The sequence below is a fragment of the Echinicola sediminis genome (genome assembly GCF_054777495.1).
In genome coordinates this window covers 35,130-50,107 of sequence record NZ_BAAHAP010000026.1, presented here as the reverse complement: position 1 = coordinate 50,107, position 14,978 = coordinate 35,130, and the positions used below count along the sequence as shown (strand labels likewise).

The 14,978-nt window shown below is 43.6% G+C and carries 13 protein-coding genes; 10 read left to right on the top strand and 3 right to left on the bottom strand.

Annotation, left to right across the window (positions count from 1 at the left end):
* Positions 1-179: 179 nt before the first annotated feature.
* Both gpmI and ACYVAA_RS09020 read left to right on the top strand, forming a co-directional pair.
* The gene (gpmI, locus tag ACYVAA_RS09025; RefSeq protein ID WP_460540721.1) at positions 180-1,703 is read left to right on the top strand and encodes a 2,3-bisphosphoglycerate-independent phosphoglycerate mutase; all 1,524 of its coding nucleotides are present in this window, start codon (positions 180-182) and stop codon (positions 1,701-1,703) included.
* Between the two features lie 6 nt (positions 1,704-1,709).
* Positions 1,710-2,276: a hypothetical protein gene (locus ACYVAA_RS09020; RefSeq protein WP_460540719.1), complete on the top strand. Its 567-nt coding sequence runs from the start codon at positions 1,710-1,712 to the stop codon at positions 2,274-2,276.
* An 87-nt stretch (positions 2,277-2,363) separates the two neighbouring features.
* Here ACYVAA_RS09020 and ACYVAA_RS09015 read toward each other — a convergent pair whose 3' ends face one another.
* The 3 genes from ACYVAA_RS09015 to ACYVAA_RS09005 all read right to left on the bottom strand — a co-directional run bounded on the left by ACYVAA_RS09015 (position 2,364) and on the right by ACYVAA_RS09005 (position 6,761).
* On the bottom strand, positions 2,364-3,893 hold the full coding sequence (locus ACYVAA_RS09015) for a sodium:proton antiporter (RefSeq protein WP_460540717.1): 1,530 nt from the start codon (positions 3,891-3,893) through the stop codon (positions 2,364-2,366).
* 180 nt (positions 3,894-4,073) lie between these two features.
* Positions 4,074-5,306, bottom strand: a complete 1,233-nt coding sequence (locus ACYVAA_RS09010; RefSeq protein ID WP_460540715.1) for a Glu/Leu/Phe/Val dehydrogenase — start codon at positions 5,304-5,306, stop codon at positions 4,074-4,076.
* A 375-nt stretch (positions 5,307-5,681) separates the two neighbouring features.
* Positions 5,682-6,761, bottom strand: coding sequence for an anhydro-N-acetylmuramic acid kinase (locus tag ACYVAA_RS09005; RefSeq protein ID WP_460540713.1), 1,080 nt, complete (start codon positions 6,759-6,761; stop codon positions 5,682-5,684).
* A 164-nt stretch (positions 6,762-6,925) separates the two neighbouring features.
* On the opposite strand from ACYVAA_RS09005, the gene ACYVAA_RS09000 reads away from it, so the two are divergent.
* The 8 genes from ACYVAA_RS09000 (at position 6,926) to ACYVAA_RS08965 (ending at position 14,977) form a co-directional block, all read left to right on the top strand.
* The gene (locus tag ACYVAA_RS09000) at positions 6,926-7,654 is read left to right on the top strand and encodes a type III pantothenate kinase (protein WP_460540711.1); all 729 of its coding nucleotides are present in this window, start codon (positions 6,926-6,928) and stop codon (positions 7,652-7,654) included.
* Complete coding sequence (locus ACYVAA_RS08995; protein ID WP_460540709.1) at positions 7,638-8,921, top strand: hypothetical protein; 1,284 nt, start codon at positions 7,638-7,640, stop codon at positions 8,919-8,921. Before ACYVAA_RS09000 ends, ACYVAA_RS08995 begins: the two co-directional genes overlap by 17 nt.
* Positions 8,922-8,932: 11 nt before the next feature.
* Complete coding sequence (locus tag ACYVAA_RS08990; RefSeq protein ID WP_460540707.1) at positions 8,933-10,237, top strand: tetratricopeptide repeat protein; 1,305 nt, start codon at positions 8,933-8,935, stop codon at positions 10,235-10,237.
* 106 nt (positions 10,238-10,343) lie between these two features.
* On the top strand, positions 10,344-10,898 hold the full coding sequence (lptC, locus tag ACYVAA_RS08985) for an LPS export ABC transporter periplasmic protein LptC (protein WP_460540705.1): 555 nt from the start codon (positions 10,344-10,346) through the stop codon (positions 10,896-10,898).
* Positions 10,899-10,918: 20 nt separating this feature from the next.
* On the top strand, positions 10,919-11,134 hold the full coding sequence (locus ACYVAA_RS08980; protein ID WP_460540703.1) for a hypothetical protein: 216 nt from the start codon (positions 10,919-10,921) through the stop codon (positions 11,132-11,134).
* Positions 11,134-12,399, top strand: coding sequence for a hemolysin family protein (locus tag ACYVAA_RS08975; protein ID WP_460540701.1), 1,266 nt, complete (start codon positions 11,134-11,136; stop codon positions 12,397-12,399). The genes ACYVAA_RS08980 and ACYVAA_RS08975 overlap by 1 nt, the downstream gene beginning before the upstream one ends.
* A 90-nt stretch (positions 12,400-12,489) precedes the next feature.
* Positions 12,490-14,598, top strand: a complete 2,109-nt coding sequence (locus ACYVAA_RS08970; RefSeq protein ID WP_460540699.1) for a SurA N-terminal domain-containing protein — start codon at positions 12,490-12,492, stop codon at positions 14,596-14,598.
* A gap of 112 nt (positions 14,599-14,710) precedes the next feature.
* Positions 14,711-14,977, top strand: a complete 267-nt coding sequence (locus tag ACYVAA_RS08965; protein WP_460540697.1) for a YbeD family protein — start codon at positions 14,711-14,713, stop codon at positions 14,975-14,977.
* Position 14,978: the final 1 nt, after the last annotated feature.

Below are 14,978 nucleotides of genomic sequence, written 5' to 3'. Positions count from 1 at the left end.
CAAATTCTGAGCCAAAACATCGGCTCGTTATGTGATATGCTTAAAGTGAACAAAAAAAAGTAATTTTTGCTTAAAATAGAAGAAAACGCCGTTTAAATCGGGAAAAAATGGTCAAGCGTAAAATGGCTTAAGCCAAAGTTATTTCCTATCATTGCGTTTAAAATATTTATATTTGCCCCATGGATAAAAAAGTTTTATTAATGATTTTGGACGGTTGGGGGCTAGCTACCAACCCTGAAGTATCAGCTATTGACAAAGCCAATACACCAATTATTGACAGTCTTTTTGAAAAATACCCTCATTCCCGATTGGACGCCTCTGGTTTGGCGGTAGGCTTGCCGGAAGGTCAGATGGGAAATTCCGAGGTGGGTCATATGAATATTGGCGCAGGCCGTGTGGTTTATCAAGATCTGGTAAAAATCAATAAGGCAGTGGATGAAGGAGATTTAAATGAAAATCCAGTTTTGAAAAAGGCTTTTGCTGCTGCTAAGGAAGGTGGTAAAAAAGTGCACTTTATCGGCCTTGTTTCAGATGGTGGCGTACATGCACATATCAAGCACCTTATGGGGCTTTGTGATGCAGCCAAAGCCAACGGTGTTGATGAAGCTTATATCCATGCTTTCACCGATGGTAGAGATACCGACCCAAAAAGCGGTTTGGGCTTTTTGGAAGAACTGAAAAATCACTGTGAACAGTCTACCGGAAAGATTGCCTCTGTCATCGGCAGGTATTATGCCATGGACAGGGACAAGCGATGGGAAAGAGTAAAGCTGGCCTATGATGCTATGGTTTTGGGAGAGGGAGAAAAGTCAAAAGACATCCTTTCGGCCATCCGAAAATCCTATGCCAACGGTGTAACAGATGAATTTATCCGTCCGATCGTTCAGGTAGATGACAACGGCAAAGCCATTGCCACTATAGAGGAAGGTGACGTGGTCATTTGCTTCAACTTCAGAACAGACAGAGGAAGAGAAATTACCCAAGTGCTGACCCAGGAGGATTTTGAGGATTACAAAATGAAGAAACTGGACCTGCACTATATCACTTTTACCAATTATGACGACACCTTCAAAGGTGTGGAGATCATCTTCGGGAAAGACAATCTTCAGAATACGCTGGGTGAGGTGCTCGCTGCCAATGGCAAAAAGCAAATCAGAATTGCGGAAACCGAAAAATACCCTCACGTAACCTTCTTCTTTTCCGGTGGACGTGAAACCGAATTTGAAGGGGAATCCAGGATCCTTTGCAGCTCCCCTAAGGTGGCAACCTATGACCTGCAACCTGAGATGAGCGCCTATGAGATTACCAAAAAAATCAACACAGAACTGGATAAAAAGGAAGTGGATTTCGTCTGCCTGAACTTTGCCAACGCTGACATGGTAGGCCATACTGGGGTGTTTGAAGCGGCGGTGAAAGCTTGTGAAGCCGTGGATGAATGCAGCGGATCCGTCATCTCCACCGCCTTAAAAAATGACTATTCTGTCATTGTCATTGCCGATCATGGTAACAGCGACCTGATGATCAACGAAGACGGTTCTCCAAATACTGCCCATACCACGAACTTAGTTCCTTGTATTATGGTTGACAAACATGATCACCTGGAGGTAAAGGACGGTAAATTGGGTGATTTGGCCCCTACCATCCTCAAAATGATGGGTGTTGCCATTCCTGCTGATATGACAGGTGATGTGTTGCTAAAATAAAACACTTTGAAGAAACAACTTTCAATACTATTGCTTAGCGGGCTGCTGCTTTCCTGTGATAGAGGAGAGAAGCAGCCCTTGGCAAATCCTACCCAGATCAATAAATACTTTCCTCTCAAGGACTTCGTGGAAGAACAGATCCAAGAACTTGAAGGCGCAAAGGTTAATAAAACCGCTGAGGTAAACGGGGAAAAAACGGCCTCGAGCGTAAGCCTCGATGCTGAAGATTGGAGAAAAGAACTGGATGCGTTTATCCAGGCTGACATCAACAAAACAGCCCTTAGCCTTTCCTACGAAACGGCCGAGGACAAAGACAGATTGGTCCACAGCCTTAAGCCGGGAGAAAAAGGGCTGGTACAGGAAATAATCGTCGATTTTCATCCAGGCAGCCAAGAGGTCAGCAGCATTCATTTCAAAACAGCAACGGATAATCTCTTTTACAGCTCCTCTTCAGAGGGCAACCTTGAGATCAATGCGGAAGGACTGATGGAAAACTATCAAGTGAAGGGGCATCAGAAAGTATGGTTTCTCTCACCCAATGAAATAGAAATAGAAGGAAAAATAATTAGGTAGCTAATAACACCTACTAACGGATAATAAAAAAGGCCTGACATTTAGTTGTCAGGCCTTTTTTATTGGTGTCAAACCCCAGCTGGCACATCAGACCATGGCGAAGAAAACAAGCCATACGATAATAAGCACCGGCAATAAGATAGGGATGGAAAACCGAATGATGTAGCCAAAGAAAGAAGGCATTTTGATACCTGTCTGCTCGGCAATTGATTTCACCATAAAATTGGGTCCATTTCCTATGTAGGTCATCGCCCCAAAGAATACGGCTGCCAGAGAGATCGCCATGAGCTCAAAGGCTGAATCATGATAACCATCCATAGCAAATTCCCTTACCATTTCCACATCGCCTATACTTGCCCCTTTGGAAGCCATCGCCGCCGCCAGGAAATTAAGGTAGGTAGGAGCATTGTCCAAGAAGCCTGAAAGCAAACCGGTTCCCCAGTATAGGGTATTGTGCGTGATCAGTTTTGATCCTTCAGGGGACTTGGCAAAATCTCCCACCAGCTCCAAGGCCGGCATCATGGTACCGAAAATACCTATAAAGATAAAAGCTACTTCCCGTATGGGCTCAAAATTAAACTCATTCCCCTTAATGGCCCTTTGATCAGCAAATTTGTAGGAGAAGAACGCTACCGAAAACATGATGGTCTCCCGGATAAATGAAAACTTCACTCCGTCATAATGGATCGCAGGCACCCAGTCGATCACATTGGGATCAAGGAAAACCGAAATGATGATCACCAGTAACCATAGGAAGTTTTTGGAACCTATCAAGGACACTTTATTGCTGTAGACCGTCTTATCGATTTCCTCGGCATCATTCGCCCTTCCGAGCTTCCTATCGATGAAATAGAATACAAGGGCAAGAATCACAAGTGCCAAAATCCAAGCAGGCCAGTTATGCTCCAAGGTCCAGAAGAACGGAATACCTTTCAGAAAGCCCAAGAACAATGGCGGGTCACCAATAGGCGTAAGTGAACCTCCCACGTTGCTGACCATAAAAATAAAGAAGATGATATGATAAGCCTGTATATTATGTTTATTCAGTCGGATAAACGGTCTCACCAAAAGCATAGAAGCACCGGTGGTGCCTATCAGGTTTGAAATGATAGCCCCTATTAGCAATAGGGCTACATTCGCCAATGGAGTGGATTTTTTGTCTATTTCGATCAAAATACCGCCAGAAGCAATGTATAACGAAGCCAAAAGGGCAATGAACTGTAGGTATTCCGCCAGGGCATGCACTGGATGATGGACATTGTGCAGGACGAATAAATAGTATCCGACCACTAAAGCCGCCAAAGCAATGGCCACCTTTGGATAATTGTGGTGCCAAAAATGCTCGTAAAACAAGGGACCTGTAGCAATCATCAAAAGCAACACCACAAATGGAATAACCAGCCAGACGGGCGCGTGGCCATGCGCTTCAGCTTCTCCATCATGCCCTTCAGCATCTGCGCTGTCATGCGCAGTATCTGAAAGATGATTATCATCGGTTACTTCCCGATGTTGGACTGTTTCTATAGGTTGGTGATCATTCTGAGCCATTGCTGAAAGAGGGGCTGTACAAAATATAGCTCCCCAAACAATCCCAATAGCAATTATAATATTCTTCATTAAAATGAAATTAGATTAATAGGTTTCGGTTTTTAGTTGAAATTTCGTCTTCTTTTAAGGGTTTAGCCAAGAGGAATTTAGCGCCCCTAAAGTACAGAATTTGGCCCGATCCCACCAAACCAAACTGGTATTGATGGAATAAATTAATTTTATGTTAACATTTCTTCATGACCATAGGAATCACTTTTGTAACAAAATATTTAAGGCTATTTCAAATGACTTTTGGGCTATTCCTGTTTTTGCAGGTTGCCTACTATACGTTTTTTCCAAAGCTCCCAAAATGGTATTGCTGACATCTTCAAAGATAGCCTTGTCTGTGACCAAAGCCCCTTCGGACATGAGGTAGGCAAATGTTCTGGCCATCCCGCAGTTGGCAATAAAGTCCGGAATGACAGCCACCCTGTTGTCCGCATCCATTCCGATCGGACCAAAGAAAATTTCTTTGTCAGCAAAGGGCACATTGGCACCACATGAGATAACCTCCAGCCCTGCCCGGATCAACCTGTCCATTTTTTCTTTGCTTATCAACCTGGAAGCAGCGGCAGGAATAAAAATTTCGTGTGAAAGATCCCATACCTTTTGGTCCATTTCCTCAGATGGTATCAACTCCTCTGAAACTAATTTATTGCCTTCTCTACCAGTAAACAATTGGCGTACTTCGTCAAGTGTAAAGCCAGCCTCCTTAATTACCCCACCATCTTTATCCATAATGGCGACAATTTTTGCCCCCTCGACCGCTAGAAAGCAAGCTGCAGCAGAACCTACATTTCCCCAGCCTTGGATGATGACCCGCTTCCCTTTGAGCTTACCTCCCCAGAGTTTGTAGTAATGCCGGATTGATTCGGCTACGCCAAAGCCGGTAATCATATCAGCTACGGTATATTTCTTCGGTCCGTCAGGAGTGTAATGAGGATCTTCCAAAACTTTGGAAACCCCTTGTCTCAGCTGCCCTATTTTCCGGATTTTTTCTGGCTCTGTAGCATGAAAGTGCCCGTTTACAATGCCCTCCTGGGGATGCCACAGTCCAAAGGATTCCGTGATCGGAATGACCTCATTGATTTCATCCACATTAAGGTCACCTCCAGTCCCATAATAGTTTCTCAAAATCGGCATTACGGCCTGATACCATCTTTTGAGCACCTGGTTCTTCCTTGGATCCGATGGATCAAAGTTGATCCCGGACTTGGCCCCACCAATGGGCGGACCGGAAATGGTAAACTTGATTTCCATGGTTTTTGCAAGAGACTCGACCTCTCTTCTGTCCAATCCTTTTCTCATACGAGTGCCGCCTCCTGCAGCTCCTCCCCTCAAAGAATTGATCACCGCCCATCCTTCAGCCTCGGTCTCACTGTCATTCCATTCAAAAACGATTTCAGGTTTTTGGTTCTCAAACTTTTTGAGCAGTTCAATCATACCCAAGGTGATTAGGTTGCACAAAAATATAAAAAAATCTTACATGGGCTATTTTTACACCCGATCTTTCAATTTCAGTGATCATTTTAAGGTTTTTAGGTTTTATAACAAGCCCACTTATTAATAATAAAACATATACCGCTGGTTTTTAAGTCCTCAAACCAACCGACAATGTTTTAAGACAGACTTAGCTATTGACAAAATTTTGCTTCAATTTAATGAAAATGTCCAGAAAAAAGAGGATAATATCCAAAATCTACCGCCTTCGACGATAGGCAAGGAAAATAGTCGTATTTAACCGATAAAGGCTACTGGATAGGTAGGTTTTAACCAAAACGACATTGTTTCACTGACAAATAAAACTGCACTATCAAGCTAGGGCATGTACAAGGTCCCTCCGCAGCTATCTCTTGAGGCGCCTGTCACTGAGGCCATAGTGTTCACTTCATTTCTTAATTTTAACGCCCCCAGAAAGGCAAAAATCAGGGCTTCCTTAAACTCCACGATTTCAGGTTCAGGCACCACGGTCTCTATTTTCCCTACCAGAAGCGCTGACAGTTGCTCCACAAAATAATCATTATAGGCTCCACCACCCGTAATTAAAAGCTTGCTGTCGGGCGATTGTTCATAAGCAAGACAGACTTTAGCTATCTGAAAGGAATAATGGGCTATCAAAGTGGCCAGTATATTTTCAGAAGTATCATTTTCCTGTTCTAGCAGGGGTAGAAAAACCGTTTCGATATCTTCCCTACCAAGTGATTTGGCTCCCTGTTGCGTGTAAAACGGTAAGGAGTTCAATTTCTCCAACAGCAGAGCATTCACCTTTCCTGATCTTGCCAGCTGTCCCCCATTATCGTAGGCCAGGCCTTTTTTAGAAGCAAAATGGTTCAATAGCAAATTGAATGGGGAAATATCAAACGCCACTCTTTGCCCCTTGGTAACCATAGAGATATTGGAAATCCCGCCTAGGTTGAGACACAGATTATACTCTGGAAACAAAAAATGGTCACCTATCGGTACCAGTGGGGCTCCCTGCCCGCCCAAAAGTACATCCCTGGTTCTGAAATCATTGATCACCGCCAACCCAGAAGCCTGCATCAAACTCCACCCACAGCCTATCTGGGTGGTGAGCCTTTTCTGAGGTTGGTGGAAGACAGTATGACCATGTGAGGCCACTGCATCAGGCGAAAGTCCCTCTTTTTCACAAAAAATTTTGACACATTGGCCCATCCAGGTCCCAAACTCCCTGTCCAGTAGACATAACTGTTCCCCGGAAAGCAGATGGGCTTTGGATAAACGAGCGCCCAAATCCAACGGGAATTCCATTGTGGTCGCATTCAGCATCGTGAATGACCATTGGCCATCAAAGACCAACCTGGCATAAGCCATATCCAATCCATCGCCGGACGTTCCGGACATTAATCCCAAAATATGATAGGTGTGCGAATCCGCCATAAGGGTTAAAGTTTGTTAAAATCGTCGGGTTAAAGATAATTTTAATTGGTCGAATTCAAACCCGGTTCCTAAAATCCTTATTTTAGGCCCGAAATTTAGGCTTCCCTTTTACTTTTGCTTATAGGCACAAGCAAAAGGGAAGAAAATCAAGCGATCGGATAAATTTGCGGAACCTCATTATAGATATTGGAAATACCAGAATCAAGTCAGCTTTATTTGAGGACCACCTGCTCTTGGAAGAGAGCACTGTGGAATACATTGATGACTTATTGCAGGCAATATCCAAATGGTCTTATCAGCGGGCGATCATCAGTTCTGTGAGATGGGCAAAAGAGGAACTTGAAGTAATGCTGCCCTTTGAATTCCTTTACTTGGAAAACGGGGTAGATATTCCTGTCAAAAACGGTTATGAAACTCCCCACACCCTTGGATTGGACCGTTTGGCTGCAGCGATCGGCGCATTGGGCACGGCAGGTTCTGCACCTGTCCTAAGCATAGATATGGGCACTTGTATCACCTATGATTTTATAGATGAAGCAAGTGTTTTTCAGGGCGGAGCCATTTCCCCGGGTTTCAAAATGAGGTTTCAGGCCATGAGCAAATTGACCGCCAGGCTACCTGAAGTAGCATTTTCTGAAACAGAAAATGTTCCGGAATTGGTCGGTCGCAATACAATAAATGGGATTAAAAGTGGTGTTTATCACGGGATTAAGCATGAAGTGGCAGGGGTAATCAGCCAATATTTGAGTAAACACCCAGATTTAAAGGTCTTTATTTGTGGAGGGGATGCAAAATTCTTTGAAAGCTTAACAAAAGACCACATATTTGTACTCCCCAATTTGGTCCTGCATGGACTGAATAGAATTTTAATTTACAATGCCGATAAAAACTAGACTGCAACTGATTGGCGTATTTTGCGCCTTTTTCATATTCAACCAAGTAAACGCTCAGGTAGGTTCATCTTCCTATAGTTCCATTGGAATTGGGGACATGAACAATTCCGGCCTTACCCAAAACCAGGCTATGGGTGGTCTGGGTATCAGTTATGGTGATGCCTGGTCCGTCAACCAGGTCAATCCGGCTTTGTCCGTAAAAAACAACGTTTTCAACTTCCAAGCCGCTTTCAACTATAAGCGGTTCACTGCTGAAACGGAAAACAGCTCGGCAACGCTTGATGGCGGGGGCTTGAGCTATGTAACCGTTTCACTCCCTATCAAACCCAGAAAATGGACCGTTGGCTTAGGCTTGAACCAGATCAGTTCAGTGGATTATGAGCACCTGGTGACCGGCCCAGTAGTCAATTCAAACCTTAATTCAGTCAACCGAATCAACGGTAACGGCGGCATCAGTGAGGTCTATCTGTCCACAGGACTGGAGCTTTTTAAAAATCTGAATATAGGCCTTCAAACCTCTTACATATTTGGCGCTACGATAAGAAGACAGCAGCTGACCCTGGAGGATGAGGATGGGGTTCCGACTGGTATTTCTTCAGAATACTATGAGCGCACGAGTTTAAATGATTTTTCCTTAAAAGGAGGTCTTCATTATGAGGCCAGGACGGGAGACCGCAGCCGTTTGAATTTTGGGGCCATCTATCAGGTATTTGGGGACCTCACGGCAAAACAGTTTGCTAAGATGGCTGATTTTGGTGAAGCAGACGATCCTGATTCAAATGGCCAGTTGATTTTTGACAATGAAAAAGGCAACATCTATCTACCTAATAAATTAGGTTATGGAGTATCTTTCGAAAAAATTAATAAATTTGTAATTGGTCTTGAAGCTCAACATCAAGATTTTAGGGATTATAGGTCCTTTACCGGGGAAAACTCTGGCCTGGGAGAATCTTTTAAAATAGGTCTAGGGGGGCAATTTGTTCCTGACATCTATTCACTGGAAAGCATTTTCATGAGGTCTACTTTCCGTGCCGGGATTGAATTCGAGCAGACTCCATATCTGATCAACCAAAATAAGGTCAATGATATTGGCATTAATTTTGGAGCTTCAGTTCCCATGAACAACTTATCGCTGCTGAATCTGGCGGTAAAATTGGGACAGAGAGGTGCAACAGACAATGGCTTGGTTCGGGAGAATTATGTGAAATTTTCCCTAGGCTTCTCGATCAATGATAACAGTTGGTTCTACAAAAGAGTATTTGAATAAACATAACAAGTATGAAAGCTAAATTTGCATTATTAGGGTTATTGTCTTTTGTGTTTGTGGGGCTAGCAAATGCGCAGGAGGGCTGGAACTGGCCTTCTGATCCACAGCTGGAAGCAAAAGCGAGGGAGTACAACGCTGCCTACAACGATTACATGAAATCTGATCAATTTGTAAAGGCAACCAAACCTTTGCATTGGTTATTGGTCAATGCTCCTGACCTGAACGAGGCAATATACATCAATGGCGTGACCGTGTATGACGGTGCATCCCAGGCGGTTTCTGATGAAGCCCAGAAAAGAACCTATCAGGATTCCGTTATTACAGTCTATGAATTGAGGGCTGAAAAATACAACAATGAGCCTGAGTGGATAGAAAACAAAGCCTACTACGCCTACAAGTACTATAGAGGAGACAAAGAAAAGGTAGCAGATGCCGCTTCATACTTTGCAAAAGACATAGAAATGAATGGTGAGATCAACACCATAGGCCTGGTTCCAGCTTACTTTGACCTGGTCTACAGAAATTTCGCTTATAATAATGCCTATACCCCAGAGCAAGTTTTGGACATCTATGATAACCTTTACACAAGGTTGGACAAGGCTGCTGCTGAAGGACAGGATGTATCCAGTCAGAAAGGAACCTTGGATCAAATTCTTGTAGCCATGGAAATCATCGACTGTGATTTTATCCAGAACAAAATGGGACCACAATTGGAAGCTGATCCATCCAATATTGCTTTGGCCAAGAAGATCTTCCAATATTCTGTACAGTACAAGTGTACTTCTTCCGAAACGTTTACCAAAGCCTTGGAAGTAGTGGATAACGACAATCCAACTTTCTCCACCTCTCAGGTTAGAGGTATGAGATATGTACAAAACCAAGAATTTGATAAAGCAGCTGAAATGTTCCAGAAAGCATTGGAATTGGCTGAAAATGATCAACAGAAAGCTGAAGTACAATATGATCTTGCCAAAGCTCATGCCAAGCTTGGTCAAAAATCCGCTGCGCGTCAGTCAGCAATGAAAGCAGCTGAGCTAGACAGTAGCAAAGCAGGAGAGGCTTGGTCTTTCATCGGAAGCTTGTACATGACTTCTGCTGGAGACTGTAGAGGTGGACAAAGTAGAGTGAAAGATTACTCGATCTTTATCGCCGCTTACGATGCCTTTGCCAAAGCAGGTGACAACACCGGCATGGCCAATGCCAAAGCAAGATTCCCTTCTAAGGAAGAACTCTTTACAGAAGGTTTCCAAGTTGGGCAGACCATCAATACCGGTTGCTGGATTGCCCAGACGGTTTCTTTGAAAACCAGGGACTAGGATTTACGATCAGACTAAATACATTAATACACAAAGGCGGTTGGTATAACCGCCTTTTGTATTTCGTACAAAATCGAATAACCGATTTATTTGATAAATTTGTGCTATGAAATGGAGTTTAACAGTCCTACTGATTTCGCTGGTAGCCAGTTCCTGTCGGGAAAGTGTCGATCTTAGGCAACTGGAGAACTATACAGGCCCTTATCGGGTGACCTCCGGAATGGAAGTCTACCGCAGTGATTCGGCCGTGGTGACGGTGAAAGTGGTGGCGGAGAAACAGTTGGTATTTGAAAACGGAGATTCTGAATTTCCCGAAGGAATCATGATCTATTTTTACGAAAAAGACGGGAGCCTGCGCTCTACCATTCGTGCCGATCATGGTTTTCAGGATACCAAAGAAAAGATCTACCGTGGAGAAGGGGATGTCAGGGTCCACAATATCAAGAAGGGAACCAAGCTTAACTCCGAGGAGCTCTACTGGGATGAAAGAAAAAAGACCATCTATACCGAAAAATTTGTTACAGTAGAACAGGATGATGGAAATATCGTCAATGCCAATGGAATGCGGTCTGATGAGACCTTAAATGACATTACCTTTTATGACATTGTCGATACCTACGTTATCCTAAAAGAGGAGGAACAGGAAACAGGCGAGCAATAACTGCCCGTAAAAGCATTACTATGAAGTTGAAAGGAATCATACTACTATCGTTGTCAGCAGCACTGGTGATCATTGGGACACATGTAACGATGACCCAAGGGATAACTTTTAGCTATCCTATTTTTATGTTTGCTGTGGCCATGCTATTTTGGTACAAATACATGAAAACAAAGATCGCTGAACGAGAGCAGAGTGAAGCTGATCAACATCAAAACAAAAAGAAAAGGCGCCCTTAATGGAATATCAATATTTGATGTATGTCCTGATTACCTTGTTGTTTTCAGCTTTGTTCTCGGGATTGGAGATTGCTTTTGTATCAGCAAATAAGCTCCACATAGAGCTGCAGAATAAGCAAGGGGAATTCACGGGAAGAGTTCTGGCAAGGTTCATGAAAAAACCCGGTCAGTTTATCGGTACTACCTTGATGGGAAACACCATCTCCTTAGTGGTATATGGTATCTTCATGGCCTACCTGCTGGAGCCAAGCATTCAGGAGTTCTTGCCGGAAGGCCTCAACCACCAAGCTGCGGTGCTGATCATTCAGACCATCATTTCGACGATAATCGTTCTGATCACGGCAGAGTTTATTCCCAAAAGCATCTTTATGCTTAACCCCAACAGTCTGCTGAGCTTTTTTGCAGTGCCGTTTTTAGTGATTTATTACCTGATGTATCCCGTGGTTTGGCTGGTGGTGAGCCTTTCCCGCTTATTTATCACCAAAATCCTGAAGCTAGATTACAGCGAGGACAAACCCGTCTTCAAAATCACGGACTTGAACAGCTTTATCCAAAACAACCTGGAGACCGAAGGAGATGAGGGGATGGATATTGACACAAAGATCTTCGACAATGCCGTAGAATTCAAAAAAGTTAAAGCCCGGGACTGTATGGTTCCCCGGACCGATATAGTGGCCGTAGATGTAGAAGACAACATCCAGGACCTGAAGGAAATCTTCATGGAAAGCGGCCATTCCAAAATCATTGTTTACAAGGAAAACATCGATGATGTGATCGGCTATTGCCATCACTTGGAACTTTTCAAAAAGCCCAAAAACATCAGCGATATCCTCACTCCCATTATTATCGTTCCCGAAACTGCATTGGTGAATGAGCTGCTGATCCAGTTTATTTCTGAGAGGAAAAGTCTGGCCTTGGTGGTAGATGAGTTTGGGGGAACGAGCGGAATTGTGAGCATGGAGGATATCATCGAGGAGATCTTTGGTGAGATTGAGGATGAGTATGATAGTGATGACCTGATCGAACAACAGCTTTCTGAGACAGAATACCTCTTAAGTGCCCGACACGAGATAGATTATTTAAATGAAAAATACGATTGGAATTTGCCCGAAGGAGACTACGATACCTTGTCAGGATTTATCCTTTCCTTGACGGAAAATATCCCCAAGAAAGGGGAAGCAGCGGTATATGGGCCCTTTACTTTTACGGTGGTTTCCAAGCAGGAACACCGAATCGATACGGTGAAATTAAAGATAAATACCTAATAGCATGCAATAAGTAATTTATTGACAACGATAATATTTTGAATTTATCGTTAGATGTAATTATTTTGCGACACTTCAAAAACTAGAAGAATGGCGTTAATAAAAGAAATTAGACAGAGAACAGGTCTTGCAATCGGTGTTATTGCAGTAGGATTGATACTTTTCCTTGTGGGCGGAGACTTATTGGGTCCAAATTCCATGCTCCTTGGAGGGAGGGATACCGTTGTAGGAGAGATTAATGGGGAAGAGATTTCCTATGAAGAATACGTGGCGGAGATAGAACGCTTCAAACAAAACTACCTTCAGAATACAGGTAGAAACCCAACTGAAAACGAGATGTACAGCATCCGTGAGCAGGCATGGCAGGCGATGATTGTAAAGCGGGTTTTCTCTGAGCAATACCAGGCCTTGGGAATGACCATTTCCGATGAGGAATTGGTGGATATGGTACAGGGCAAAAACATTGTAGCCGAACTTCGTCAACAATTGACCAATCCGGAAACCGGTGAATTTGACAGACAACAATTGGTTTCATTTTTGCAGTCACTGGAATCAGCTCCCGCTCAACAAAGGGCCTTTTGGGCGCAACAAGAACAGACTTTTGCCGATTCTAGGTTAAGAATCAAATATGACAACCTGTTGGCTTCTTCTTCCTATGCCAATAAAGAAGAAGGAGCATTGCAGTACAAAATGCAAAACAGTGTAGCGGATGTGGAACATTTGTTTGTTCCTTATTACGCAGTATCAGATTCGGCCATTACCATCAGTGAATCTGACTTGAAAGACTACTTATCCAAAAACAAGGGTAGGTTCCAAGCTTCTAAATCAAGGGACATTTCTTATATCAGGTTTGACTTGCACCCTAGTGGTGAAGACTCTGCCGCTGTTATCCAAGAGATCAACCAGTTGACAGAAGAACTTAGAGGATCCGCAGATGACTCCTTGTTTGTACTTAGAAACTCAGAAATCAGCAATCCTTTCAGGACTTTCCTTCCAGGGGATGCTTTGCCAGCTACGTTGGCTTCCAATACAGACAACCCTGAAGAAGGTGCCATTTATGGACCGTACATTACTGACCGTTCCACTTATGTTACCTACAAAGTATCCGGTAAGTTTGATGGCACTCCTAGAATGCGTGCAAGCCACATCCTGTTCAATACTCAAGGGATGGATGAAGCGGCCAAAGCAGAAGTCAAGGCACAAGCTGAAAAAGTTTTGGCTGAGGTGAAAGAATCAGGCAATTTCTTTGCTGCGGCGCAGCAATATGGCCAGGATGGTACTGCCAGAAGAGGTGGTGATTTAGGCTGGTTTGCCAAGGCGGACTTTGTGGAGCCTTTTGCAGACGCTGTTTTTGCGGCCAAATCAACTGGATTGTTAAACAGTGTTGTTGAAACCGAATATGGCTATCACATCATCAGTGTTACTGAATTACCGAAGTCTGAAACCATTAAATTGGCTATTTTGGAACTGGAGTTGGGTCCAAGCGATGCTACCAGAAACGAGATTTTCCGAAATGCCGATTACTTTGCTGCCAATACCGGCAATGCCGATGAATTCAAGAAAAATGCCGATGAGGAAGGTTACCGAATCATGGAGGCGAACGGCCTAGCTCCAAACGCCCGGTCTATCAATAACCTATCAGGTGCCAGAGAAGTGGTAAGATGGGCCTATAACGACGCCTCAATCGGAGGAGTATCCCAGGTTTTCGAATTGGATAATGCATATGTCGTAGCTACCCTCAAAGGAGCTATTGAAGGGGAAGAAGTTACTTTGAACCAAGTGAGGTCTGAAGTTACCGCTCAAGTGAGAAATGAGAAAAAGGCAAAGGTCATCATCGACAAACTTGCCGGCAAAGAAAGCCTTTCTGCAATGAAAGAGGCATTTCCAGAATACGCCTCTTTGGGAACAGCGGCTGACCTGAAGCTGAGCGACAATACCATTCCAGGTATCGGCTATGCTCCTAAGGCTGTAGGCGCTATTTTCGGACTCCAACAAGGTCAGATTACCAAGCCTATCCAAGAGGATATTGGCATTGTGGTTGGAAAACTGAACGGCTTGACACCTGCAAGTGAGGTGGCTGATTACAGCATGTACCAGAACCAGCTGAAGGCCAGTGCCCAGCAGCGTGCCACCTACATGATCATGATGGCCGCTGAAGAATTATCCGAAGTAAAAGATTACAGATACAAATTCTTCTAAAGAAAGGATGGATCATAAATGAAATCCCACTCTCCTTACCGAGGGTGGGATTTTCTTGTTTAGGGATTTTATTTTTTATCTGTCGTGTTAATAGACTAAATTCGAAGTTATTATGAATAAGACATTTGACAAGGTAGCTTTTAAAGAAAAACTGGATGCACAGAACACCTTCCCGGCGCTGTACATGTTTAAATTTATTGTCCCCAAGGGAAAGGAAAACGAAGTGGCGGCACTGATGCCCAATAATGATGTGGTGTTTAAAGAATCTGCCAAGGGCACTTATGTAAGCGCTACCATCAAAGCCATGATGCAGGACAGCGAAGCGATCATCAGGGTTTATGAAAAAGCATCCAAAATAGAAGGGATTATTTCACTCTAAA

Coding starts and splice junctions, on each gene's coding strand:
- gpmI (WP_460540721.1), top strand. CDS start 180: ATGGATAAAAAAGTTTTATTAATGATTTTGGACGGTTGGGGGCTAGCT.
- ACYVAA_RS09015 (WP_460540717.1), bottom strand. CDS start 3,893: ATGAAGAATATTATAATTGCTATTGGGATTGTTTGGGGAGCTATATTT.
- ACYVAA_RS09010 (WP_460540715.1), bottom strand. CDS start 5,306: ATGATTGAACTGCTCAAAAAGTTTGAGAACCAAAAACCTGAAATCGTT.
- ACYVAA_RS09005 (WP_460540713.1), bottom strand. CDS start 6,761: ATGGCGGATTCGCACACCTATCATATTTTGGGATTAATGTCCGGAACG.
- ACYVAA_RS08995 (WP_460540709.1), top strand. CDS start 7,638: ATGCCGATAAAAACTAGACTGCAACTGATTGGCGTATTTTGCGCCTTT.
- ACYVAA_RS08990 (WP_460540707.1), top strand. CDS start 8,933: ATGAAAGCTAAATTTGCATTATTAGGGTTATTGTCTTTTGTGTTTGTG.
- lptC (WP_460540705.1), top strand. CDS start 10,344: ATGAAATGGAGTTTAACAGTCCTACTGATTTCGCTGGTAGCCAGTTCC.
- ACYVAA_RS08980 (WP_460540703.1), top strand. CDS start 10,919: ATGAAGTTGAAAGGAATCATACTACTATCGTTGTCAGCAGCACTGGTG.
- ACYVAA_RS08975 (WP_460540701.1), top strand. CDS start 11,134: ATGGAATATCAATATTTGATGTATGTCCTGATTACCTTGTTGTTTTCA.
- ACYVAA_RS08970 (WP_460540699.1), top strand. CDS start 12,490: ATGGCGTTAATAAAAGAAATTAGACAGAGAACAGGTCTTGCAATCGGT.
- ACYVAA_RS08965 (WP_460540697.1), top strand. CDS start 14,711: ATGAATAAGACATTTGACAAGGTAGCTTTTAAAGAAAAACTGGATGCA.